At 67.7% G+C, this 22651-nt stretch carries 20 protein-coding genes; 10 read left to right on the top strand and 10 right to left on the bottom strand.

The window, feature by feature from the left end; translation table 11 throughout:
- The first annotated feature begins 18 nt into the window (after nucleotides 1-18).
- The 3 genes from G6N31_RS24615 to G6N31_RS24625 are packed head-to-tail and all read left to right on the top strand — an operon-like array spanning nucleotide 19 to nucleotide 3102.
- Nucleotides 19-1146: a hypothetical protein gene (locus G6N31_RS24615; RefSeq protein ID WP_098003208.1), complete on the top strand. Its 1128-nt coding sequence runs from the start codon at nucleotides 19-21 to the stop codon at nucleotides 1144-1146.
- Nucleotide 1147: 1 nt separating this feature from the next.
- The gene (locus tag G6N31_RS24620; RefSeq protein WP_098003207.1) at nucleotides 1148-1948 is read left to right on the top strand and encodes an SDR family oxidoreductase; all 801 of its coding nucleotides are present in this window, start codon (nucleotides 1148-1150) and stop codon (nucleotides 1946-1948) included.
- Nucleotides 1948-3102 (top strand): sulfotransferase family protein, encoded by a 1155-nt coding sequence (locus G6N31_RS24625; RefSeq protein ID WP_098003206.1) that lies wholly within the window; start codon nucleotides 1948-1950, stop codon nucleotides 3100-3102. Before G6N31_RS24620 ends, G6N31_RS24625 begins: the two co-directional genes overlap by 1 nt.
- On the opposite strand, the gene G6N31_RS24630 is transcribed toward G6N31_RS24625, so the two are convergent.
- Entirely contained in the window at nucleotides 3089-3571 is a 483-nt protein-coding gene (locus G6N31_RS24630) for a hypothetical protein (protein ID WP_098003205.1), read from the bottom strand. The two genes, G6N31_RS24625 and G6N31_RS24630, sit on opposite strands and share 14 nt — an antisense overlap.
- Nucleotides 3572-3582: 11 nt before the next feature.
- Nucleotides 3583-4722 (bottom strand): 3-ketosteroid-9-alpha-monooxygenase, oxygenase component, encoded by a 1140-nt coding sequence (locus G6N31_RS24635; protein WP_098003204.1) that lies wholly within the window; start codon nucleotides 4720-4722, stop codon nucleotides 3583-3585.
- 233 nt (nucleotides 4723-4955) lie between these two features.
- Between G6N31_RS24635 and G6N31_RS24640 the strand changes: the two genes are divergently transcribed.
- Together G6N31_RS24640 and G6N31_RS24645 are read left to right on the top strand one after the other, a co-directional pair.
- Entirely contained in the window at nucleotides 4956-6101 is a 1146-nt protein-coding gene (locus G6N31_RS24640) for an MFS transporter (protein ID WP_098003275.1), read from the top strand.
- 4 nt (nucleotides 6102-6105) lie between these two features.
- Nucleotides 6106-6708, top strand: coding sequence for a TetR-like C-terminal domain-containing protein (locus tag G6N31_RS24645; RefSeq protein ID WP_098003203.1), 603 nt, complete (start codon nucleotides 6106-6108; stop codon nucleotides 6706-6708).
- Here G6N31_RS24645 and G6N31_RS24650 read toward each other — a convergent pair.
- The 3 genes from G6N31_RS24650 to G6N31_RS24660 are packed head-to-tail and all read right to left on the bottom strand — an operon-like array spanning nucleotide 6705 to nucleotide 9965.
- Nucleotides 6705-7883 carry a thiolase family protein gene (locus G6N31_RS24650; protein WP_098003202.1) on the bottom strand — a complete coding sequence of 393 codons (1179 nt, stop codon included), beginning with the start codon at nucleotides 7881-7883 and terminating at the stop codon, nucleotides 6705-6707. The genes G6N31_RS24645 and G6N31_RS24650 overlap by 4 nt on opposite strands.
- Nucleotides 7883-8947 carry a thiolase family protein gene (locus G6N31_RS24655; RefSeq protein WP_098003201.1) on the bottom strand — a complete coding sequence of 355 codons (1065 nt, stop codon included), beginning with the start codon at nucleotides 8945-8947 and terminating at the stop codon, nucleotides 7883-7885. The genes G6N31_RS24650 and G6N31_RS24655 overlap by 1 nt, the downstream gene beginning before the upstream one ends.
- A gap of 16 nt (nucleotides 8948-8963) precedes the next feature.
- A complete protein-coding gene (locus G6N31_RS24660; RefSeq protein WP_179964236.1) occupies nucleotides 8964-9965 on the bottom strand; it encodes a Zn-ribbon domain-containing OB-fold protein in 1002 nt (333 codons plus the stop codon).
- A 58-nt stretch (nucleotides 9966-10023) separates the two neighbouring features.
- Here G6N31_RS24660 and G6N31_RS24665 point away from each other — a divergent pair, with 58 nt between their 5' ends.
- The 3 genes from G6N31_RS24665 to G6N31_RS24675 all read left to right on the top strand — a co-directional run bounded on the left by G6N31_RS24665 (nucleotide 10024) and on the right by G6N31_RS24675 (nucleotide 13096).
- The gene (locus G6N31_RS24665) at nucleotides 10024-11067 is read left to right on the top strand and encodes an LLM class F420-dependent oxidoreductase (RefSeq protein WP_098003200.1); all 1044 of its coding nucleotides are present in this window, start codon (nucleotides 10024-10026) and stop codon (nucleotides 11065-11067) included.
- Nucleotides 11068-11162: 95 nt separating this feature from the next.
- Nucleotides 11163-11885, top strand: a complete 723-nt coding sequence (locus G6N31_RS24670; protein WP_098003273.1) for an acetoacetate decarboxylase family protein — start codon at nucleotides 11163-11165, stop codon at nucleotides 11883-11885.
- Nucleotides 11882-13096, top strand: coding sequence for a cytochrome P450 (locus G6N31_RS24675; RefSeq protein ID WP_098003199.1), 1215 nt, complete (start codon nucleotides 11882-11884; stop codon nucleotides 13094-13096). The genes G6N31_RS24670 and G6N31_RS24675 overlap by 4 nt, the downstream gene beginning before the upstream one ends.
- 18 nt (nucleotides 13097-13114) lie before the next feature.
- Here the strand turns inward: G6N31_RS24675 and G6N31_RS24680 are convergent, their stop codons facing one another.
- Nucleotides 13115-13921: a crotonase/enoyl-CoA hydratase family protein gene (locus G6N31_RS24680; RefSeq protein WP_098003198.1), complete on the bottom strand. Its 807-nt coding sequence runs from the start codon at nucleotides 13919-13921 to the stop codon at nucleotides 13115-13117.
- A 70-nt stretch (nucleotides 13922-13991) separates the two neighbouring features.
- Between G6N31_RS24680 and G6N31_RS24685 the strand changes: the two genes are divergently transcribed.
- Nucleotides 13992-15641: a medium/long-chain-fatty-acid--CoA/3-oxocholest-4-en-26-oate--CoA ligase gene (locus tag G6N31_RS24685; RefSeq protein ID WP_098003197.1), complete on the top strand. Its 1650-nt coding sequence runs from the start codon at nucleotides 13992-13994 to the stop codon at nucleotides 15639-15641.
- A gap of 34 nt (nucleotides 15642-15675) precedes the next feature.
- Complete coding sequence (locus G6N31_RS24690) at nucleotides 15676-16797, top strand: NAD(P)H-dependent flavin oxidoreductase (RefSeq protein WP_098003196.1); 1122 nt, start codon at nucleotides 15676-15678, stop codon at nucleotides 16795-16797.
- Between the two features lie 10 nt (nucleotides 16798-16807).
- Here the strand turns inward: G6N31_RS24690 and G6N31_RS24695 are convergent, their stop codons facing one another.
- From G6N31_RS24695 to fadD17, 4 genes are read right to left on the bottom strand one after another with little or no spacing between them, the layout of a single operon-like run.
- A complete protein-coding gene (locus tag G6N31_RS24695; protein ID WP_098003195.1) occupies nucleotides 16808-17932 on the bottom strand; it encodes a 3-ketosteroid-9-alpha-monooxygenase, oxygenase component in 1125 nt (374 codons plus the stop codon).
- Complete coding sequence (locus G6N31_RS24700; RefSeq protein ID WP_163722366.1) at nucleotides 17929-19476, bottom strand: FAD-binding protein; 1548 nt, start codon at nucleotides 19474-19476, stop codon at nucleotides 17929-17931. Before G6N31_RS24700 ends, G6N31_RS24695 begins: the two co-directional genes overlap by 4 nt.
- Nucleotides 19460-21109 carry a steroid-22-oyl-CoA synthetase gene (casI, locus tag G6N31_RS24705; RefSeq protein ID WP_207763448.1) on the bottom strand — a complete coding sequence of 550 codons (1650 nt, stop codon included), beginning with the start codon at nucleotides 21107-21109 and terminating at the stop codon, nucleotides 19460-19462. The genes G6N31_RS24700 and casI overlap by 17 nt, the downstream gene beginning before the upstream one ends.
- 26 nt (nucleotides 21110-21135) lie before the next feature.
- A complete protein-coding gene (fadD17, locus tag G6N31_RS24710; protein WP_098003193.1) occupies nucleotides 21136-22647 on the bottom strand; it encodes a long-chain-fatty-acid--CoA ligase FadD17 in 1512 nt (503 codons plus the stop codon).
- Nucleotides 22648-22651: the final 4 nt, after the last annotated feature.

Raw genomic sequence — 22651 nt, forward strand, 5'->3', positions numbered from 1 at the left:
GGTTCTAGTTTCTTGACTGTGTTCTCACAGCCGCTGGCCGATGCCATCGCCGAGTCCGAGAAGCTCGTCGCCGCCGCGCCGTTCATCGAATCCGAAGCCGACCTGCTGGAAGGGTTGCAGTACCTGGCCGGCTGCATCGCGGCCTGCACGCATGTCGCGTTCGACTACGACCGGGATCACCCGTTCCTGCACAGTGGCACCGGTCCGTTCACCAAGATGGGTCTGGACAATCCCGACACGCTGTACTTCGGCACCCGGGTCCTGCCCGGCCACGAGTACGTCGTCACCGGCCGGCGCGGTACCACCACCGACGTCAGCTTTCAGCTGCTCGGCGGTGAATACACCGACGAAGTCGTTCCCGACAGCGAGACGGCGTTCGACGATCGCAAGCTCGACATCGGCGCCGACGGCACTTTCGAATGGCGGTTCACGCCCGAGGTGCCCTCCCAGCTGGTCATCCGCGAGGTGTACAACGACTGGTCCGCCCAACGTGGCACCTTCGCCATCGCTCGCACCGACACCGCCGGTACCGCGCCGCCTCCGCTCACCCGCGAGCTGTTGGAGAAGCGCTACGCCACAGCCGGAAAGCAACTGGTGCAACGGGTCAAGACCTGGCTGCAGTTTCCCCAGTGGTTCTACGACAATCTGCCGGTCAACACGATGGTCGCACCAAGGCTCACGCCCGGCGGCCTGGCCACCCAGTACTCATCGGTCGGGCACTTCGATCTCGCCCCCCACGAGGCGATGGTGATCACCGTGCCCGTGTCCGACGCTCCCTACATGGGCTTCCAGCTGGGCAGCCTCTGGTACATCTCGCTGGACTACATCAACCACCAGACCTCACTGAACGGCACGCAGGCCCAAGCGGATCCGGACGGCATGATCCGCATGGTCGTCTCCGACACCAACCCGGGGGTCGCCAACTGGATCGAGACCCTGGGCCACCGCAAGGGCTATCTGCAGTTCCGCTGGCAGCGGGTGTCGCGCGAGATGACCGAGGCCGACGGCCCCACCGTGCAGGTCATCGACGCCGACCGCGTCGCCGACGCGCTTCCGTACCACCAGGACAACAAGATCGGCGCGGAAGCGTGGCGTGAACGAATTGCCCTGCGACAGTTCCAAATCGGACACAGGATGGTGGGCTAGGATGACGCAGACCGTATCGACGTTGCCGTTGCTGGAGAACAAGGTGGTGGTGATCAGCGGCGTCGGGCCGGCGCTGGGCACCACCCTGGCGCGCAGATGCGCGGCAGCCGGCGCGGACGTGGTGCTGGCCGCGCGCACGGTCGATCGGCTCACCGACGTGGCGGCGCAGGTCGAGGGTCTGGGCCGGCGCGCGCTCTCGGTGGGCACCGACATCACCGACGACGCGCAGGTCGCGAACCTCGTACAGAAGGCCACCGACACGTTCGGCCGGGTCGACGTGCTGATCAACAACGCCTTCCGTGTCCCGTCGATGAAGCCCCTGGCCGACACCACCCTTGAGCACATGCGTGAAGCCATCGAGCTGACGGTGTTCGGGGCGCTGCGGTTGATCCAGGGTTTCACCCCGGCACTGGCCGACACCAACGGCTCCGTGGTCAATGTGAACTCGATGGTGATCCGGCATTCGCAGGCCAAGTACGGCGCCTACAAGATGGCCAAGTCCGCGCTGCTGGCGATGTCGCAATCGCTTGCCACCGAGCTGGGGGAGCAGGGTATCCGGGTGAATTCCGTTGCACCCGGCTATATCTGGGGCGGGACGTTGGAGTCCTACTTCACCCACCAGGCCGGCAAGTACGGCACCACCGTCGAGGAGATCTACCAGGCCACCGCAGCCGCGTCCGATCTCAAACGCCTGCCCACCGAGGACGAGGTCGCCTCCGCGATCCTGTTCCTGGCCAGCGACCTGTCCAGTGGCATCACCGGCCAGACCCTCGACGTCAACTGTGGGGAGTACAAAGCCTGATGAGTGCAGCGAACGGCCGGACCAACGTGGGCACCGTCGAGGACCTGCACGCGTCGGCGACCAAGGCCTGCGGTCTCGACGATTTCGGTTCCGATGACGACAACTACCGGGAGGCGTTGGCGGTCCTGCTCGAATCGTTCCAGCGCGATGCCGATCTGACCGAGTTCGGCAGCAAGATGCACCGCTTCTTCGTCCGTAACGCCTTGGTCGCGCGCCTGGTGTCAGAGGCCGCGTTCAAGCAGTATCCCGAACACGCCGATGTGCCGATCGAGCGGCCGATCTTCGTGACCGGGCTGCCGCGCACCGGTACCACCGCCGTGCACCGCCTGCTGGCGGCCGACCCGCGGCATCAGGGGTTGGAGTTGTGGCTGGCTGAGTTCCCGCAGCCCCGACCTCCGCGCGAAACCTGGTCGCAGAACCCGGTTTTCCAACAGCTCGACGCGCAGTTCACCAAGGCGCACGAGGAGAACCCGGACTACACGGGATTGCATTTCATGACCGCCGACGAGGTGGAGGAATGCTGGCAGCTGTTGCGGCAATCGCTGCACTCGGTGTCCTACGAGACGTTGGCCCACGTCCCGACCTACTCACAGTGGCTGGCGCGGCAAGACTGGACGAAGCCGTATCAGCGGCACCGGCGCAACCTGCAGCTGATCGGCCTCAACGACGCGGACAAGCGCTGGGTGCTCAAGAATCCCAGTCACCTGTTCGCGCTCGACGCGCTCTTCGCCACCTATCCCGACGCGCTGGTCGTGCAGTGTCACCGGCCGGTGGAGACGATCATGGCGTCGATGTGCTCGCTGGCTCAGCACACCACCGAAGGCTGGTCGAACACATTCACCGGCGAGGTCATCGGCGCCGACTCGATGGAAACCTGGTCGCGCGGACTGGAGCTGTTCAATGCCGAACGCGCCGAACACGATCCCGCGCAGTTCTATGACCTCGACTACTTCACCCTGATCAAGGACCCGGTCGGCGCCGTCGAGGACATCTATCGGTCGTTCGGCATCGACTTCACCGATGCGGCACGGGAATCGGTGGCTAAGACACATGAGGACAGCAAGAAGGGGCCGCGCGCGCCGAAGCACACCTACTCGCTGGCCGACTACGGACTGACCGACGAACAGGTCAAGGAGCGGTTCAAGGATCTGTAGACGGCTCGGCTGCACCGTCGCCGGGCGACGGTGCGCTCGAGTGCTCTTCCAGGCAGCCTTCGGCGACGGCGTGCTTGATGCTGTCGGTCAGCCGTGGACACGCCCGCTCCCTGGCCGGGTCCCCACCGGCCTCCCGGATCTCGGCGAAGTGCGCGCAGCGCGCGGTGGCGTCGCTGCTCCACTGCACCGAGGTGTGGGCCGGCCCCAGCTTCTTGACCCGTACCGCGACATGGCAGTAGCGGCAGTCGACGGTGACCAGCCCGGCGGTCAGATAGCGTTCCCGGTCGCGCTGTGACGCCTCCCGGACCGCGGCGGCCCGATCCGGGTTCGACGCGAAATCCGGGGCTTTGCTCCAGCCTCCGCGCCCCGCGCCGTCGGTGCTGCCGTGATGGTCGTGATCGTCGTCGTGGCCGCCGTGCAGCAGCAGCATCGACTTCGCGATCCTGTCGACATCGGGTCGGGAGTCCATCACATCGGTCCTCAGGTCGACTGCGTCTCGGCCTGTCGGGCTTTCAGGTTCTCTTCCACTTCCACGTTCCACTTCTCCACGGCGGCGGTGGTGTCGACCTCCATCTCGAAGCGGTCGGTCATCTCCGGGGTGACGTCGGCGACGTCGACATAGAACTGCTGGTACCAACGGCGCATCTGGTAGACCGCACCGTCTTCCTCGACCAGAAGGGGGTTGTCGATGCGCGTCTTGTGCTTCCAGATCTCGACGTCTTGCAGGAATCCCTTGCTGACACCGTCGGTGAAAGCGTCAGCCAGCTTCTGGGAGGTCTTGTCGTCGAGGCCCTGGGGCTTCTCGACGATGACGCCCCACTGCAGCATGAACGAATCCTGGGTCACGGGGTAGTGGCAGTTGATCAGGATCGACTCGGCCTTGAAGTCGCCGTAGGTGTTGTGCAGCCAGTTGATCATGAAGGACGGGCCGAAGTAGCTGGCCTCGGAGTCCAGCGACGCGTCTCCGTAGGCGGTGCCCATGTCGTTGACGTCGGGGCGGCCCACGTTGTGCAGGTACTGGCTGGCGATGTGTCCCTCGAAGACGTTCTTGAAGTACGTCGGCAATCCGTAGTGGATGTAGAAGAAGTGCGCCATGTCGGTGACGTTGTCGATGATCTCGCGGCAGTTGGAGCCCTCGATGAGCATCGAGTTCCACTTCCAGTCCGTCCATTCGCCACTGGCGAATTGCGGGATGTCCGGGATCCGGACCTCGGGCTGGGGTGGATTGCCCTCGTGGTCGTGCCAGACGAACAATAGGCCGCCGCGCACGTCGGTGTGCCAGGCGCGCGTGCGCGCCATGCGCGGGGTCCGCTTGGCGTACGGCACCAGCTTGCACTTGCCGTCGCCGCCCCAGCGCCAGTCGTGGAACGGGCAGGCCACCTCGTCGCCCTTGATCGTGCCCTGCGCGAGGTTGCCGCCCATGTGTCGGCAGTAACCGTCGAGGACGTTGAGCTCGCCGTTGGAGTCGGCGAAGACCACCAGCATGGTGCCGAAGATCTCGATGCCGTGCGGCTTGCCGTCGGTGAAGTTCTTCACCGGGCCCAGGCAGTGCCATCCGCGGGCATACCGGTCGGGCAGCGTGCCGGTGTCAATTTCACGAATCCCGGTCTCGGTGCTCACCTCGGGCCTCCCAACTTTCGGCTTCTAACTAGAACACGTTACAGTTTTCCGCCCCGCCGGCGCAATTGACCTTTGTCACCAGCGCAGAAATCTCGCCTTCGCCGCTCCTGGTGACGCATACCCGATCGCGGGCCACATATATAGTGGACAAAGTGTTCAGTATTAGTGCGCCATCGTCTGCTCCACCGGCCCCGGTGCGGACGGGAGGGCAGTGGGTCGCCGTCGCGGCCGCGATGTTCGCCATCGCATGGGGCGGCAACGAGTTCACGCCGCTGCTGGTGATGTACCGAACCGACGGCGGGTTCTCCGGGCTGACAGTCGACCTGCTGCTGTTCGCGTACGTCATCGGCATCGTGCCGGCGCTGCTGATGGGCGGCCCGCTGTCCGACCGCGTCGGGCGCCGGCCGCTGATGCTGCCCGCGCCGGTGCTGGCCGCGGTCGGCTCGGCGATTCTGGCGTTCGGCGCCCAGTCCGCGTTGGTGCTGGGCATCGGCCGGGTGTTCAGCGGGCTGGCCCTCGGGCTGGCAATGGCCGTGGGCGGAAGCTGGCTCAAGGAGCTGTCCAGCACGCCGTTGGCCGGCGGCGACGCCGGCGCCCGCCGTGCCGCGATGAGCCTGACCGGCGGCTTCGGCCTGGGTGCCGGCGCCGCGGGCATGCTCGCCGAGTGGGCACCGGCGCCGACGGTGACCCCGTACGCCGTCAACATCGCGACGGCCCTGGCCGCTGCGCTGTTCCTGACGGCGGCCCCGGAGACCCGGGCCCCTGGCGCCCCCGCCCGGCCGTGGCGGGCGAACCTCGTCGTCGCGCGGGCGGCGCAGCGCCGCTTTGCCTTTGTCGTCGTGCCGGTCGCCCCGTGGGTGTTCGGGGCGGGCGCGACGGCCTACGCGGTGTTGCCCGCGCTGATGTCCGACCGCGTGTCGACGGCGCCGATCGCGTTCTCCGCGCTGATGTGTGTGGTGACGCTCGGTGTCGGGTTCGCGGTGCAGCGGCTCGGGCCCAGGCTGGGCGCCGACGGCCCCCGCGGCGTCGTCATCGCGCTGGGGTTGCTGGTCGTCGGCATGCTGGCGGCCGCGTTGGCCGCGTCCGCGTTGACGGTGTGGGCGGCGCTCGGGGCGGCCGCGGCGTTGGGAGCCGGTTACGGGCTGGCCCTGCTGGCCGGGTTGCAGGAGATCCAGCGCATCGCGGGACCTGACGACCTGGCCGGGATGACGGCCGTGTTCTACAGCCTGAGTTACCTCGGCTTCGCGGTGCCCGCGGCACTGTCCGTCCTGGAGCGCTCGGCCGGCTATCCCACGATGTTCGTCCTCGGCGCGCTCGCCGCCGCGCTGTGCCTGCTCGTGGCGGCCTGGGAATGCCGGCGCGGCGCAGCCATAAGCTGACATCGTGGTCCAGACCGGCTCGTCAGGCCGTCGCGGACGCCCCCGCAGCGAGGCCGTCCGGGCGGCCGTGCTCAGTGCCGCCGCCGAACTCGCGCTGGCCGGCGGGCCGGCGGCGGCCACGGTGGACGCGATCGCGCGCCGAGCCGAGGTCAGCCGCACGACGATCTACAAGTGGTGGCCATCGGCGTCGGCCATCGTGCTGGAGGGACTGCTCGACGCGGTGCGGGACTCGATCACCCGACCGGCGGGGAGCACCTCTGTCGAGGCGGTCATTCACCACGTCACCGCACTGAATGCGCTGCTGACCGATCCGGCGGTGGGTCCTCTGCTGCGCAATGTGATTGCCGCGTCCGCATCCGACCACGCCATCGAACGCGCGGTGCTGGCGCAATGGATCGTGCCGCGCCGGGCCGCTGTCAACGAGATCGTGCGCGAGGCGGTCGCTCGCGGTGAACTCGCATCCGACAGCGACGTCGAAGGCGTCGTCGACGCGCTGGTGTCCCCGCCGTACTACCGGCTGGTGCTCGGGATGTCGCCGCTCGACGACGACGCGATCACCCGGCTGGTGCAGACCGTCTGGCGCGGCTGCCTGCCCGGCCGGCGCTAGGGGGACGCCGGCTTGTCCGTGCTGACCACCCACATCGAGTAGTACTGCGCGCCACCGCCGTAGGCGTGGCCCAGAGCCTTGCGGGCCCCCGGAACCTGGTGTTCGCCGGCCTTGCCCATCACCTGGATGGCGGACTCGGCGAAGCGGATCATGCCCGACGCCCCGATCGGATTCGACGAGAGCACCCCGCCCGACGGGTTGAACGGGATGCGTCCGCCGATGGCGGTCTCGCCGGCCTCGGTGAGCTTCCAGCCCTCGCCCTCGGGGGCGAATCCCAGGCTCTCCAGCCACATCGGCTCGTACCACGAGAACGGGACGTACACCTCGGCGACGTCGATCTCGTCGATCGGGCTGGAGATGCCTGCGGCCTTCCACAGAGCGGCCGCGGCGTCGCGGCTGGCCTGCGGGTTGACTTGGTCGCGACCCGCGTAGGCCAACGGTTCGGTGCGCAGCGCGGTCGCGTTGATCCATGCCACCGCGTGGCCGTCGGCCACCCGGGCGTCGGCGCTGGCCTCGTCGCCGATCACCATGGCCGCGGCGCCGTCGGAGGACGGGCAGGTCTCGTCGTAGCGGATCGGATCCCACAGCATCGGCGACGACATCACCTTCTCCAGCGTGATGTCGGGCTGGTGCAGATGGGCCAGCGGGTTCTTCACCGCGTTGAGGCGGTCCTTGACCGCGACCATCGCACCGATGTGCGTCGGTGCGCCCGACCGCCGGATGTAGGCGCGCACGTGCGGGGCGAAATAGCCGCCGGCGCCCGCGCCGACGGGCTTGGTGAACGGCACCGGAATGCTCAACGCCCACATGGCATTCGATTCGGACTGCTTTTCCCAGGCCATCGTCAGCACCCGGCGGTACTTGCCGGCCTGCACCAGGCTGGCCGCCACCACTGCCGTCGATCCGCCCACCGACCCGGCAGTGTGCACGCGGATCAGGGGCTTACCGGTCGCTCCGGTGGCGTCGGCCATGAACAGTTCGGGCATCATCACGCCCTCGAAGAAGTCCGGAGCCTTGCCGACGACGACGGCGTCGATGTCGGCCAGCGTGACGCCGGCGTCTTCGAGCGCTCGGTCGATGGCCTCGCGGACCAATCCGTTCATCGAGACGTCGGTGCGCTTGGCGACGTACTTGGTCTGCCCGGTGCCCAGCACCGCCGCGAGCTTCTTTGCCATTACTTGCCCTCCAACACGGCGACCAGATTCTGTTGCAGCGCAGGACCACTCGTCGCATGGGCCAGCACCCGTGACGCGTTGCCCTCGAAGATGTGGCGGGCCGCGAAACCGATGCGTTCCAGCCCCGCCGAGAACATCGGGTTGGCCGCGAGCGCACCGCCCGACGGATTGATCGTGGTGCTGTCGGGCAGGCCGATGGCTTCGGTGAGGATCAGCTGCTGATGGCTGAACGGCGCGTACAACTCGGCGATCTCGATCGAGGAGGTGTCCCCGCCGGTCGCCGCCTGCGCCGAGGCCGCTGTCGACGGCGACGTCGTCAGATCGCGGGCGCCCAACACGGGCGTCTCGATGCGGTGCTCGATGCCGCTGATCCAGGCTGGGCGCTCCCGCAACTCGCGGGCCCGGTCCCCGGCGGCCAGCACGATCGCCGACGCGCCGTCGGTGATCGGTGCGATGTCGTGGCGGCGCAACGGTTCTGCGAAATAGGGCTGCCCGAGCAGTTCCTCGACAGTGCTGCCGGACTGCAGCCGGTCCACCCGGGGGGCGGCGGCCTGGGAGTCGAGGGCGACCTGCGCCATCTGCTCAGCCGTCCAGGTGCCGGAATCGAGCCCGAAGCGGGCCTGCAACCCGGCCATGCTCACCGAGTCCGGCCACAGCGGTGCGACGGTGTAGGGGTCGGTCTGCAACGCCAGCACCCGCCGCAGGGTGCCCGCCGAGGACTTGCCGAAGCCGTAGACCAGCGCGGTCTGGACCTCGCCGGTCAGGATCTTGATGTAGGCCTCGTAGAGCGCCCACGCCGCGTCCATCTCCACGTGCGACTCGTTGATCGGCGGCACCGCGCCGATCGAGTCGATCGCCGAGATGAAGGAAAAGGCACGCCCGGCAAGGTAGTCAGAAGACCCCGAGCACCAGAAACCGATGTCGCCCTTGGTGATTCCGAGGTCGTCGTAGATCGACTTGAAGCACGGCATCAACATCTCGACGCCGTTGGTGGTGCCGTCGGTGCGGCGCACGTGCGGTGCGTGCGCGAACCCGACCACTGCAACTGAATTTTCCGAAGCCATGGATCGTTGCCTGCCTCTACAGGTGATGCTTGTACGTGTCGTAGTCGGCGTCGGGCTCGCCCGTCGGCCGGAAGTACTCGATGTTGTCGATGCCCAGACCCCACTGGTCTTGGGGCTTCCACACCGCCTGCACGCGCATGCCCATCCGGACCTGCTCGGCGTCGATGTCGGACACCAGGTGCAGCACAGGGATGTCGGCGCCGTCGAGCAGTACGTACGCCGCGACGTAGGGCGGCTTGATGCGCTGGCCGGCGAACGGGATGTTGATGATCGCGAATGTTGTCACCGTGCCCTTGTCGGACAGCTCGACGAACTGGTCGAGCGGCTGACCGGTGGCCGGGTTGGCCTCTTTGGGCGGGAAGTACACCTTGCCGTCCGAGCCCGACCGCGCGCCGAGCAGCTTGCCCTGTTCCAGGGCCCGCAGGAACGCGCTCTCGGGCTGGGATGCGGTGTGCTGGATCTCGATCCAGCTCGGCACCACCAGCATGGTCACCGGGTCCAGCCCTTCGGGCGGCGCCGGGACGTCCTCGGGCTGGTCACCCAACGCGAAGTACGCGATGTCGGTGATCGCGCCGACAGGTTCGTCGACCCAATGCGCGTGCACCCGCGCGCCGGTGCTGATGGATTCCGAGGAACCGGCAGCACCCACATCAACGGCGTGCAGCATCGGGGTGTCGGCGCCGTCGAGGGTGATCAGCGCCCACGCGAAGGGACGATCGAGCGGCTGCCCTTCCAGCGGCTCGGGCTGCCACGTCCACGACACCACGGTGCCGACACTGGCCACCGGTACGATCTCGCTCAACCGCTCCCAGGAGACGGGGTCGAACTCGGCCGGCGGCACCAGCACTCGGCCGTCGGATCCGCGGACCCCGACGATGCGGCGCTCCCGCAGCGCGGTGAAGAACTCGGACAGCAGGGGGCCGACCGAACGGGTGTAGTCGAAGGCGAGCTTCAGCGGCGCGGAAAGAGGCGGTTCATGGGGATCGATCTGCACCGGGCTGCTTTGGCTGGTGGTCACGGCATCGAGTAGAACAGGTTCTAAGAATGGATTCAAGAACGGGTCTGGAGGTAACGCCGTGAAGTTGGGCTTGCAGTTGGGTTACTGGGGCGCGCAGCCTCCGGCGAACCACGCCGAACTGGTCGCCACGGCCGAGGACGCCGGCTTCGACACGGTGTTCACCGCCGAGGCGTGGGGATCGGATGCCTACACCCCGCTGGCGTGGTGGGGCAGAGAGACCACCCGGATGCGGTTGGGCACGTCGGTGGTCCAGTTGTCGGCGCGGACGCCCACGGCATGCGCGATGGCGGCGCTGACCCTCGATCACCTGTCGGGCGGGCGCCACATCCTGGGCCTGGGGGTGTCGGGTCCGCAGGTCGTCGAGGGCTGGTACGGCGCCAAGTTCGGTAAACCGCTGGCCCGCACGCGCGAGTACGTCGACATCCTGCGCCAGGTGTGGGCCCGGGAGGCGCCGGTGCGCAGCGACGGACCGCACTACCCGCTCCCGCTGACCGGGGAAGGCACCACCGGGCTGGGCAAGAACCTCAAGCCGATCACCCATCCGCTGCGCGCCGACATCCCGGTGATGCTGGGCGCGGAAGGCCCGAAGAACGTCGCGCTGGCCGCGGAGATCTGCGACGGCTGGCTGCCGATCTTCTACTCGCCGCGCATTGCCACCATGTACAACGAATGGCTCGACGAGGGGTTCGCCCGTCCGGGTGCGCGGCACACCCGGGAGACGTTCGAGATCTGCGCGACCGCCCAGGTGGTCGTCACCGAGGACCGCGCCGAGATCATGGAGCTGATGAAGCCGCACCTGGCGCTCTACATGGGTGGCATGGGAGCCGAGGACACCAACTTCCACGCCGACGTGTACCGCCGGATGGGATACGCCGAGGTCGTCGACGACGTCACCCGCCTCTTCCGCAGCGACCGCAAAGATGAGGCGGCCAAGGTGATTCCCGACGAGCTGGTCGACGACTCGGCGATCGTCGGCGACCTCGCCTACGTGCAGGAACAGATCAAGGCCTGGGAAGCCTCCGGGGTGACCATGATGGTCGTCGGCGCACGTTCGCCCGAGCAGATCCGGGACCTCGCCGGGTTGGTGTCGGCCTCGGCGTAGACACTTTCTTGCAGTCTGTCTAGAACGCGTTCTAGATTTGGGCTGTGACCGACGTAACGCCCTCTCAGCACACCATCGCCGGCACGGTGCTGACCATGCCGGTTCGGGTCCGCACCGCTCATCAGCACACCGCGATGTTCGCCGTCGACGCCGATGCGGCCCAGCGGATGATCGACTACAGCGGTCTGCGGGTGTGCCGCTTCGGCCGTGGCCGTCGGCGCGCGATGGTCGTCCTGATGCTGATGCGCTACGAGGACACCGACCTCGGGCAGTACTACGAGTACGGCACCAATGTGATGGTCAACCCGCCGGACGATCCCGATGCCGGCGGGATGAAGGCGCTGCAGTCGGCCGGAGCGTTCGTCCACCATCTGCCGGTGGACCAGCCGTTCACGCTGGAGGCCGGACGGACGATCTGGGGTTATCCGAAGGTGATGGCCGACTTCGTCGTCCGCGGAGCGGACAGTCCGGCCAGCGTCCGCGGCGGACGCACCTTCGGGTTCGACGTGACGATCGACGGAAAGTTCGTCCTCGCCATGGATTTCGCGCCCGGGCTGCCGATTCCGGGGGCACTGGCCGCGCGCCCGCAGGTGCACTCGACCTATTCGTGCCTCGACGGCGTGGTGCGCGAGACGCCGGGGCGGATGGTGCTCTCCGGCGTGCGCTACCGGCCGGGAGGAGTCCACCTCCGGCTCGGCGAACACCCCTACGCGGCCGAGCTGGCTTCTCTAGGCTTGCCCAGACGTGCACTGGTGTCCAGCTCGGCGGCCAACGTCGACATGACGTTCAGCGACGCCCGAATCGTAGGAGAGCGATGACGACCACCACCCCCGCCGCCGGCCTCGACGTCGACCTCGCCGACGGCCGGTTCTACGCCGACGGCACCGCCGCGCGCGCCGCCTACAAGTGGATGCGGGCCAACCAGCCGGTGTTCCGCGACCGCAACGGACAGGCCGCCGCCACCACGTATCAAGCGGTGCTCGACGCCGAGCGCAACCCCGAGCTGTTCTCCAGCACCGGCGGCATCCGGCCGGACCAGCCCGGCATGCCCTACATGATCGACATGGACGACCCGGCGCACCTGTTGCGGCGCAAGCTCGTCAACGCCGGCTTCACCCGCAAGCGCGTGATGGACCGGCTGCCGTCGATCGAGACGCTGTGCGACACGCTGATCGACGCGGTGTGCGAGCGCGGCGAGTGCGATTTCGTCCGCGACATCGCCGCGCCGTTGCCGATGGCGGTGATCGGCGACATGCTCGGCGTGCTGCCCGAGGAGCGCGAGAAGCTGCTGGAGTGGTCGGACAACCTGGTGTGCGGGCTGAGCTCCCATGTCGACGAGGCCGCCATCAAGATGCTGATGGACACCTTCGCGGCGTACACCGCCTTCACCATGGAGGTCATCGCCGACCGGCGCGCCAACCCGCGCGACGACTTGTTCTCGGTGCTGTGCAATTCCGAGGTCGAGGGTCAGCGGATGTCCGACGACGAGATCGTCTTCGAGACCTTGCTGATCCTCATCGGTGGCGACGAGACCACCCGGCACACACTCTCCGGCGGCAGCGAGCAGCTGTTGCGCCATCAGGATCAGTGGCAACAGCTGGTGGCAACCCCCGAAGAACTGCTCCCGGGCGCCATCGAGGAGATGCTGCGCTGGACCTCACCGGTGAAGAACATGTGCCGCACCCTGACCGCGGACACCGAGTTCCACGGCACCGCACTGAAATCCGGCGAGAAGATCATGCTGATGTTCGAGTCGGCGAACTTCGACGAGGCCGCGTTCGACAACCCCGACGAGTTCGACATCCACCGGAATCCGAACAGCCACCTGGCTTTCGGGTTCGGCACGCACTTCTGCCTGGGCAACCAGCTGGCCCGGCTGGAGCTGAAGATCATGCTGACCAAGGTGCTGGCGCGCCTGCCCGACCTCCGGTTGGCCGACGAGACCAGGCTGCCGTTGCGGCCGGCCAACTTCGTGTCCGGGCTGGAGTCGATGCCGGTGGTGTTCACCCCGACCGCGAAGGTGCTCTAGCCGTTTTCTCCGCTCGCTCTACTTCAGCTTCCAGACCGGCTTGCGTTTCTCCAAGAACGCTTTGGGGCCTTCCTTGGAGTCCTCGGAGAGGAACACCGGAATGCCGTTGGCGGTGTCGGGCTTGAAAGCCTCTTCCTCGTGCATGCCCTCGGTCTCCCGAATGGTTTTGAGGATCGCCTGCACCGCGAGTGGGCCGTTGCCGTTGATGACCTCGGCGATCTCGAGCGCCTTCGTCAGCGCCTGCCCGTCGGGGACCACGTGCCCGATCAGACCGAACTCCTTGGCCTCGGCTGCACTGATGTGGCGGCCGGTGAGCAGGATGTCGCAGGCGACGGTGTAGGGGATCTGGCGGACCAGCCGGACCGCCGATCCACCCATCGGGTAGAGGCTCCACTTCGCCTCCGACACGCCGAACTTCGCGCTCTCGCCCGCGACGCGGATATCGGTGCCCTGCAGGATCTCGGTGCCGCCGGCGATTGCGGCGCCCTCGACCGCGGCGATCAGCGGTTTGGTCAGCCGCCGGCCCTTGAGCAGCGCCGGGATCCTGGTCGGATCGAACCCGCCCTTGAACGAGTCGCCCGGGGATTGGCTGTCGGCCTTCTTGAGGTCCATGCCCGCACAGAACGCACCGCCCGCGCCGGTCAGGATGCAGCTGCGGATCTCGGGATCGGAGTCGACGCGGTCCCAGGCCTCGACCATGATCTGCATCATCTCGGCGGAGAGTGCGTTGCGCTTTTCCGGCCGGTTCATCGTGACGATCAGGGTGTGTCCGCGCTGTTCGACGAGTGCATCGGGACCCTTTTCCGGGTTTTGTTCGTCGCTCACGAATTGATCCGCCTTCCAGCGTCGATGCTCCAGACTTGTCTGAAAATGTAACACGTTCTAGTTTAGAGCTGTGGCTCTGAACATCGCCGATCTTGCCGAGCACGCCATCGACGCCGTGCCTGACCGTGTCGCCCTCATCTCGGGTGACGAGACCCTCACCTACGCCGAGTTGGAGGAGAAGGCCAACCGGCTGGCCCACTACCTGCTCGAGCAGGGGGTCAAGAAGGACGACAAAGTCGGCCTCTACTGCCGCAACCGCATCGAGATCGTCATCGCGATGCTCGGCATCGTCAAGGCCGGCGCCATCCTGGTCAACGTCAACTTCCGCTACGTCGAAGGCGAGCTGAAGTACCTGTTCGACAACTCCGACATGGTGGCGCTGGTGCATGAGCGTCGCTACGCCGACCGGGTGGCCAACGTGCTGCCCGAGACCCCCAAGGTCAGGACCATCCTGGTGGTCGAGGACGGCAGCGATGACGACTTCGAGCGCTACGGCGGCGTCGAGTTCTACTCCGCGCTGGCGCAGGGCTCGCCGGAACGCGACTTCGGTCCGCGCAGCGAGGACGACATCTACCTGCTCTACACCGGCGGCACCACCGGGTTCCCCAAAGGGGTCATGTGGCGCCACGAGGACATCTACCGAGTGTTGTTCGGCGGCACCGACTTCGCCACCGGCGAGCCCATCGCCGACGAGTACGGGCTGGCCAAGCAGGCGGTCGAGAGCGGGCCGATGGTGCGGTACCCGATACCGCCGATGATCCACGGCGCCACACAGTCGGCCACCTGGATGGCGCTGTTCTCCGGGCAGACGACGGTACTGGTGCCGGAGTTCGACCCCGAGGAGGTCTGGGACACCGTCGAGAAGCACAAGGTGAACCTGTTGTTCTTCACCGGCGACGCGATGGGCCGTCCGCTGCTCGACGCGCTGCTGGCCCATCAGGAGGAGGGCAACAGCTACGACCTGTCGAGCCTGTTCCTGCTCGCCAGCACCGCGGCGCTGTTCTCTACCAGCATCAAGGAGAAGTTCCTCGAGTTGCTGCCCAACCGCGTCATCACCGACTCCATCGGGTCCTCGGAGACCGGTTTCGGCGGCACCAGCATCGTCGCCAAAGGCGAGTCCCACACCGGCGGGCCGCGCGTGACGATCGACAAGAACACCGTGGTGCTCGACGAGGACGGCAACGAGGTCAAGCCCGGCTCGGGCGTGCGCGGCATTCTCGCCAAGCGCGGCCACATCCCGGTCGGTTACTACAAGGACGAGAAGAAGACCGCCGAGACCTTCCGCACCTACAACGGAGTCCGCTACGCGATCCCCGGCGACTACGCCGAGGTGGAGGCCGACGGCACCGTGACGATGCTGGGACGCGGTTCGCAGTCGATCAACAGCGGTGGCGAGAAGATCTACCCCGAAGAGGTGGAGGCCGCGCTGAAGGGCCACCCCGATGTGTTCGATGCGCTGGTGGTCGGTGTACCCGACGAGCGCTACGGGCAGTGCGTCGCGGCTGTCGTGCACCGCCGCCCCGGCACCAATCCGAGCCTGGCCGATCTGGACGCCTACGTGCGTCAGGAGATCGCCGGCTACAAGGTGCCGCGCAAGATCTGGTGGGTCGACGAGATCCACCGCACGCCGGCCGGCAAGCCGGACTACCGCTGGGCCAAGGACACCACCGAGGAGCGGCCCGCCGACGACGCACATGCCAGCCATGCGGGGGCGAAGTGATGGCGGGGCGAGCGAAGCGACGGGGAGAAATAGCATGAAAACCGAACTGTGCGAACGCTTCGGCATCGAATATCCGATCTTCGTGTTCACCCCGTCGGAGAAGGTGGCCGCCGCGGTCAGCCGGGCCGGCGGGCTCGGGGTGCTCGGCTGCGTGCGTTTCAACGACGCAGATGACCTGGAAAACGTCCTGCAGTGGATGGACGCCAACACCGACGGCAAGCCCTACGGTGTCGACATCGTGATGCCGGCCAAGGTGCCGACCGAGGGCACCTCGGTCGACATCAACAAGCTGATCCCCGCCGAACACCGTGAGTTCGTCGACAAGACCCTCGCCGATCTCGGGGTGCCGCCACTGCCTGAGGACGAGGCCCGCTCGGAAGGCGTTCTGGGGTGGCTGCATTCGGTGGCGCGCAGCCACGTCGAGGTGGCGCTGAAGCACCCGATCAAGCTGATCGCCAATGCGCTGGGTTCGCCGCCCAAGGACGTCATCGATCAGGCGCACGCGGCCGGTGTGCCGGTTGCGGCGCTGGCCGGGTCGCCCAAACATGCGCTGCGCCATGTCGAGAACGGTGTCGACATCGTCGTCGCGCAGGGCCACGAGGCCGGCGGCCACACCGGTGAGATCGGGTCGATGGTGTTGTGGCCGGAGATCGTCGATGCACTGGACGGTAAGGCGCCGGTGCTGGCCGCGGGCGGCATCGGCACCGGCCGCCAGGTCGCGGCCGCGCTGGCGCTCGGCGCGCAGGGCGTCTGGATGGGCTCGGCGTTCCTGACCTCGGCCGAGTACGACCTCGGCGTGCGGTTGGAGTCGGGCCGTTCGGTGATCCAGGAGGCCATGCTCAACGCCACCTCCGCCGACACGGTGCGCCGGCGGATCTACACCGGCAAGCCGGCCCGGTTGCTCAAGAGTCGCTGGACGGATGCGTGGGACGCCGAGGGTGCCCCGCAACCGCTGCCGATGCCGCTGCAGAACATCCTGGTCAGCGAGGCTCACCAACGGATGAGCGAGTCGACCGATCCGACCACCGTGGCGATGCCCGTCGGCCAGATCGTCGGCCGCATGAACGAGATCCGTCCGGTCGCCGACATCATCGCCGAGTTGGTCAGCGGTTTCGAGGAGGCCACCAAGCGCCTCGACGGCATCCGCGGGGGCTGAGCGCTGCCGGTTACCGCCGCGCCGCCAGGTTCTGCTCGACCTCCTGCTGCCAGAGATCGTTGGCATGGGTGGTGTCGACCTCCTGCTCGAACCGGTCGGTCATGTCGGGGGTGACCTCGGCGGCGTCGACATAGAACTGCTGATACCAGCGCCGGTGCTGGTAGACCGGACCGTCCTCCTCGGTCAGCAGCGGATTCTCGATCGGCGACTTGTTCTTCCAGATCTCGACGTCCTCGAGAAATCCCTCGCCGAAGCTCTTGTTCATCGCCCCGGCCAGCTTGGCGGCCTTGTCGGCCGGAAGCCCCGGCATCTCCTGCACGGCCACCCCCCACTGCAACATGAACGAGTTGTGGGTCACGGGGTAGTGGCAGTTGATCAGTGCCACCTCGACGGTGAAGTCCGGCGCGAGGTCGTTGTGCAGCCAGTTGATCATGTACGCGGGACCGAAGTACGTCGCCTCGGACCGCAGATACGTTCCGTCCCAGAGTTTGTCCGGATCGGCGACGGCATCCGGTCGCGGCTTGGACTCCATGTACTGGCTGGCCATGTGCCCTTCGATGACGTTCTTGAAGTACGTGGGATAGGCGTGATGGATATAGAAGAAGTGCGCCATGTCGACGTTGTTGTCCACGATCTCGCGACAATGAGCGCCCTCGATCAGGATTGAGCTCCACTGCCACGGTGACCACCGGCCCTCGTCGTAGCCCTCGATCATCGGCGGCATCAACTCGGGTGCCGGCACGTTACCCTCGGGGTCGTTCCACACCAGCAGTTGGCCGTTGATCTCGGCGGTCAGCCACGCCCTGGTACGGGCCATCCGCGGCGTGCGTTTGGCGTAGGGGACCAATGTGCATCTGCCGTCGCCGCCCCAACGCCAGTCGTGGAACGGGCACGCGACCGAGTCGCCCTTGATCGTGCCGCGTGACAGATCGCCGCCCATGTGTCGGCAGTACCCGTCGAGCACCTTGAGGGCGCCGCTGGAGTCGGCGAAGACCACGAGTTTGGTACCGAACGCCGAGATGCCGTGCGTCTGACCGTCACGGAAGGACTCCGCCAGTCCCAGGCAGTGCCAGCCGCGGGCGAAGCGCGTCATGGCCGGACCGAGGTCGATCTCCCGTAGGCCGTTCTGGGTCATCGCGAGCCTTTCTTCATGTCCAGCACTGCCAGGTGGCTGAACACCATGCTGGTGCCGATCGGATTGCCGCCGCCGGGGTAGGTGGTCCCGCTGGGCGCTGCCATGGTGTTTCCGGCGGCGTACAGTCCGGGAATCACAGTGTCCTCCGCGTCGAGCACCCGGGCAGCCGAATCGGTGCGCAGACCGCCTTTGGTGCCCAGGTCCGAGACGCCGAAGGCGGCCGCGTGAAACGGCGGCTGCTCGATCGGACGCAGCGGGGACGCCCCGCCGGAGAACGCCCGGTCGTACGGTTCGTCACCGCGTCCGAAGTCTTCGTCGACGCCACGGCGGGCGAATTCGTTGAAGCGCGCGACGGTGTCGGCCAGATTGAGCGGCGGGACGCCGATCGCGGCGGCCAGCTCCTCCAGGGTGCCGGCAGAACGCCACAGCCCGGCGGTCCGGTAGGCCTGCGGTTCCACCATCGAGACGTTGGTGGCCTGCACCGGCGGGACACCGTCATCGTGGTCGTCGTAGACCATCCAGTACGGCAGCGTGACGTCGCCGCGCCCGATTGCGTCCAGCACGCCGCGCCCGAGTCGGTCGTAAGCCGCGGACTCGTTGACGAACCGGCGACCGCTGTCGTCGACGAATAGGCCGCCGGTGAACCACAACGCAAACGCGGCGGTGCCGTCGGGATGCATCAGACCCGGTGACCACCATGCCTGGTCCATCAGATCGACATCGCCGCCCACCGCCATCGCCGCCAGGTGCGCCAAGCCGCGATTCCCGCTCGGGCCCATGGTGTCCCGGGAAGAACCGGGTACCCCGTAGCGGTCCCGCATCTGGTCGTTGTGCTCGAACCCGCCGGCGGCCAGCAGCACACCGCGGGTGGCCCGGATCGATCGACGCTGACCGTCGGTCTCGGCGACCGCGCCGACGACCCTGCCGTCGTCGAGCACCAATTCAATCAACGTCGTGCCCAGTTCGGTGCGCGCGTGCGGGTACCGCTGCAGGGCGATCAGGAAGCGGGCGATCAGTGCTCGGCCCCCGACGAAGTAGTCCTCCGGCGTCGGGCTGCCGAGCCGATCGGTGTCCAGTGGGCCGCGAATCAGGTCGCGTAGGTGCGGTGCCGCGGCCACCTTGATCGGCTTGGCTGCGATGTGCCGCATCCCGTCGGCGCGCGCCTTGGGCGCCTTGCCGAAGTAGTCGGGCCACGGCAGCAGCGTGAACTTGATCTGTTCGTCGGCCTCCAGGTATTCGACCAGCGGCGCGCCGCTGCGCACATAGGTTTCCTGCAGGGCGGCCGGCGTGCGGTCACCGACCACTGCGCGGTAGTACTCCAGCGCATCGTCGAGGGTGTCGTCCGTCCCGGCGCGCAGCAGGACGGGATTGGCCGGGAACCACATACCGCCCCCGCCGGAATAGGCCGTGGTGCCGCCGAACTTCTCGGTGGCCTCGATGAGCACGACGTCGAGCCCTTCTCGCGCCGCCGTGTAGGCCCCGGTGACACCGCCGGCACCGGAGCCGGCGACCAGCACGTCGGTGGTCTCATCCCAGTCGGGCATGGTGTTGCCTTCCGTACGTGCCGAATTCGGCATCCAGCGCCGCTCGGTCCTGGTCGCTCAGCAGGGAGTACCGCGGGCGCCCCCGGCCGGCCCAGTGATACACCGGCTCGTCGGTGTGCCAACGCTGGGCCTGCAGATCCCGTTTGAGCACCTTGTTGGAACCGGTGGCCGGCAAGCGTGCCGACACCCGCAACAGGCGCGGAAAGCTCTTGCGGCCCAGGTCCTGCTGGTCGACGAGAAAAGCCGCGAACTCGCCGACGTCGAAATTCTGCGGGTCGGCCACCTCCACGGCGGCCATCACCTGGTCCCCCGAGCGGGGGTCGGGCACGCCGTACACCGCTGTGGCGATCACCGCCCGATGGCGGCGCAGCACGCGTTCGACGGTCAGCGCGGACAGGTTCTCGCCGTCGACTCGCATCCAGTCACCGCGCCGGCCCGCGAAGTACAGGAAGCCGTCGCCGTCGAGGTAGCCGAGATCCCCGGACCAGTACCAGCCGTTGCGGACGCGTTCTGCGTCGGCGATCTCGTTCTTGTAATAGCCCTCGAAGTTGGCCGCGCCGCGCTGGTCGACGATCTCGCCGACGGCTTCGTCGGCGTTGAGCACCCGGCCGCGGTCGTCGAGAACCGCCGGGGGACAGCGCTGCAGGGTCTGTGGGTCCACGATCACGACACCGGGGTGGGCGGGCCGGCCCAGCGCCGTGGGCGGGGCCGACGGGTCCGGGACCGCAACCGCGCCGCCCTCGCTGGAGCCGTAGCCCTCGAACAGCTCCGCACCGAACCGGCGACGGAACTCGCGCTGGTCATCGGGGGAGGCCTCGGTGCCGAAACCCCGGGTCAGGCTGTTCACGGCATCATCGGAACGCTCCGGGGTGGCCATCAGGTAGGCCAGCGCCTTGCCGACGTACGTGAAGAACGTCGCGCCGAAAGCGCGGACGTCGGGCAGGAATTGGGACGCCGAGAAGGTCGGTGTCAGGCACACGGTGGCACCGTTGGCCAGTGCGGGCGCCCACAGCGCCATGATCGCGTTGCCGTGAAACAGCGGCATGCAGCAGTAGTCGACGTCATCGCGGTGGTGACCGTATTTGTCGGTGGCCGCATAGGCGATGGCGGCCAAGCGGCCCTGGCTGCACTTGACCGCTTTCGACGTTCCGGTGGTACCCGAGGTGAACAACAACAGCAGCAACGTGCCGGGACCGACACCCTCGGCGCGAGCCGGTCCTGCGCGGTGACTCCGCAGCGCCGCACGGTAGCCAGGGTCATCGATGCGCAGGATGCGTGTCGGCGGCAGGCCGTGGTCAAGTGTCGACAACCGCTGTGCGCCCGCGCCGTCGGTGACGATCAGCGCGCAGTCGGCGTGGCGGATGTCGGCGGCCAGGTCGGCTGCGCCGCGTGTCGGATTCAGCCCGACGACGGCGGCCCCGGCCAGCGCGGCGCCACCGAGCCAGAAGACGAAGTCGGCGACATTGGGCAGCAGAACACCGATGTGAAACGGCGCGCCGGAGAACGTCTGGTCGCGCAGAGTGGTGGCCAGCGCGGCGCGCGCCGCCGACTCGCCGACGACCTCGTTCCATGTCCAGGTCTGCTCGCGCGTTCGCAGACCGGGGTGCTCGTCGCCCACCCGGTCGAGCAGCATCGCGGCGATGTCCGCACGGCGCGGTGTCACGGCCGCCGGATCCGGTGGACGGGGTCGCTGCACGCGGTGGCTTCGGCGGTGAGTTGGCGCTTGATCACCTTGAACGTCTCGGTGCGAGGCAGGACGGCGCTCACCCGGATGAACGACGGCCATTGCTTCTCACCGAGATCGTCCTGTGCGGAGAGGAATTCGGTGAAGTCGTCGGCGGAGAACTGCGCACCGTCGCGAAGTACGACTGCGGCCATCACGCGGTCACCCACCGCGGGATCGGGGATCGGGTAGACAGCCACCTCGGTGATCTCGGGGTGACGCAGCAGGATCCGTTCGATGGGCGCGGTGCCGAGATTCTCGCCGTCGACCCGCATCCAGTCGCCGAGGCGGCCCGCGAAGTACGCGAACCCGTTTTCGTCGCGGTAGGCCAGGTCTCCGCTGTGGTAGACGCCGTCACGCATCCGGTCGGCCTCGGCCTCGGGATCGCGGTAGTAGCCGCGGAACTGGCCCGGCCCTGCGGTGTTCACCAATTCGCCGACCACTCCGGGCGGGCATTCGGCACCGGTCTCGACATCGACGATGGTGACTCCGTTGGCCAGCGGGCCCAGGGCGGTCTCGGGTGTGTCGGGAGTGCGCGCAATCGCGACCCCGCCCTCGCTGGAACCGAACCCGTCGACGACCCGGACGTCGAAGCGCTCCGCGAAGCGGACCAGGTCGCGCGGAGCGCCCTCGTTGCCGTACGCGATCCGCAGCGGGTTGTCGGCATCGTCGGGACGCTCGGGGGTGGCCAGCACGTAGGACAGTGGCTTACCCACGTAGTTGGCGTAGGTCGCGCCGAAGCGCCGCACATCCGCGAAGAACTGCGACGCTGAGAACCGCCGGCGCAGCGCGATCGATGCGCCGGCGGCCACCGCCGGCGCCCAGCCGGCCATGATCGCGTTGGAGTGGAACAGCGGCATCGACAGGTAACAGGTGTCGGACGGGCCCAGGCCGAACCGTTCGGCGAGCATCACACCCGGCGACGCGACCTTCTCGTGGGTGCAGCGCACCGCCTTCGGGTCACCGCTGGTGCCCGAGGTGAAGATCAACATGAACAGGTCATCGGGGTGCGCGCCGCGGAACTCCACGGGCGCGTCGCGCTGATCAGCGAGTTCTGCTGCGAACTCGGCAGATTCGACGGTGATGACGTCGCAGCCGGCCGGCGTGACGTCGGTGTCGGCCAGCACGAATTGGCAGTCGGCGTGCCGGACATCCCGCAACAAGGCCGCCCCGCGACGGGTCGGGTTCAGCCCGACCGGCACGATTCCCGACAGCGCGGCCGCGACCAGAACGGTGCCGAAGAACGGCGTGTTGCCCAGCAGCACACCGACATGCGGGGGTCTACCGGGATCGAGCCGCGCCCGCAGCACCGCCGCGAGCGCGGCGCCGTCGCGGATGTGGTCGCGCCACGACGACCACGTGAGCGTGTCACCGTCGACGAAGCTGACACCCCGGTCGTCGACATCGGCCAGCGGCGTCAGCAACGACGAGACGGTCGGTGCGGACACTCGC

This window comes from Mycolicibacterium duvalii, assembly GCF_010726645.1.
GTDB lineage: Bacteria > Actinomycetota > Actinomycetes > Mycobacteriales > Mycobacteriaceae > Mycobacterium > Mycobacterium duvalii.

Coding starts and splice junctions, on each gene's coding strand:
- G6N31_RS24640 (WP_098003275.1), top strand. CDS start 4,956: ATGTTCGCCATCGCATGGGGCGGCAACGAGTTCACGCCGCTGCTGGTG.
- casI (WP_207763448.1), bottom strand. CDS start 21,109: ATGCTGCTCGACCGGGTGGGCGACGAGCACCCCGGTCTGCGAACGCGC.
- G6N31_RS24620 (WP_098003207.1), top strand. CDS start 1,148: ATGACGCAGACCGTATCGACGTTGCCGTTGCTGGAGAACAAGGTGGTG.
- G6N31_RS24700 (WP_163722366.1), bottom strand. CDS start 19,476: ATGCCCGACTGGGATGAGACCACCGACGTGCTGGTCGCCGGCTCCGGT.
- G6N31_RS24625 (WP_098003206.1), top strand. CDS start 1,948: ATGAGTGCAGCGAACGGCCGGACCAACGTGGGCACCGTCGAGGACCTG.
- G6N31_RS24695 (WP_098003195.1), bottom strand. CDS start 17,932: ATGACCCAGAACGGCCTACGGGAGATCGACCTCGGTCCGGCCATGACG.
- G6N31_RS24655 (WP_098003201.1), bottom strand. CDS start 8,947: ATGGCTTCGGAAAATTCAGTTGCAGTGGTCGGGTTCGCGCACGCACCG.
- G6N31_RS24670 (WP_098003273.1), top strand. CDS start 11,163: ATGCCGGTTCGGGTCCGCACCGCTCATCAGCACACCGCGATGTTCGCC.
- G6N31_RS24675 (WP_098003199.1), top strand. CDS start 11,882: ATGACGACCACCACCCCCGCCGCCGGCCTCGACGTCGACCTCGCCGAC.
- G6N31_RS24630 (WP_098003205.1), bottom strand. CDS start 3,571: ATGGACTCCCGACCCGATGTCGACAGGATCGCGAAGTCGATGCTGCTG.
- G6N31_RS24650 (WP_098003202.1), bottom strand. CDS start 7,883: ATGGCAAAGAAGCTCGCGGCGGTGCTGGGCACCGGGCAGACCAAGTAC.
- G6N31_RS24690 (WP_098003196.1), top strand. CDS start 15,676: ATGAAAACCGAACTGTGCGAACGCTTCGGCATCGAATATCCGATCTTC.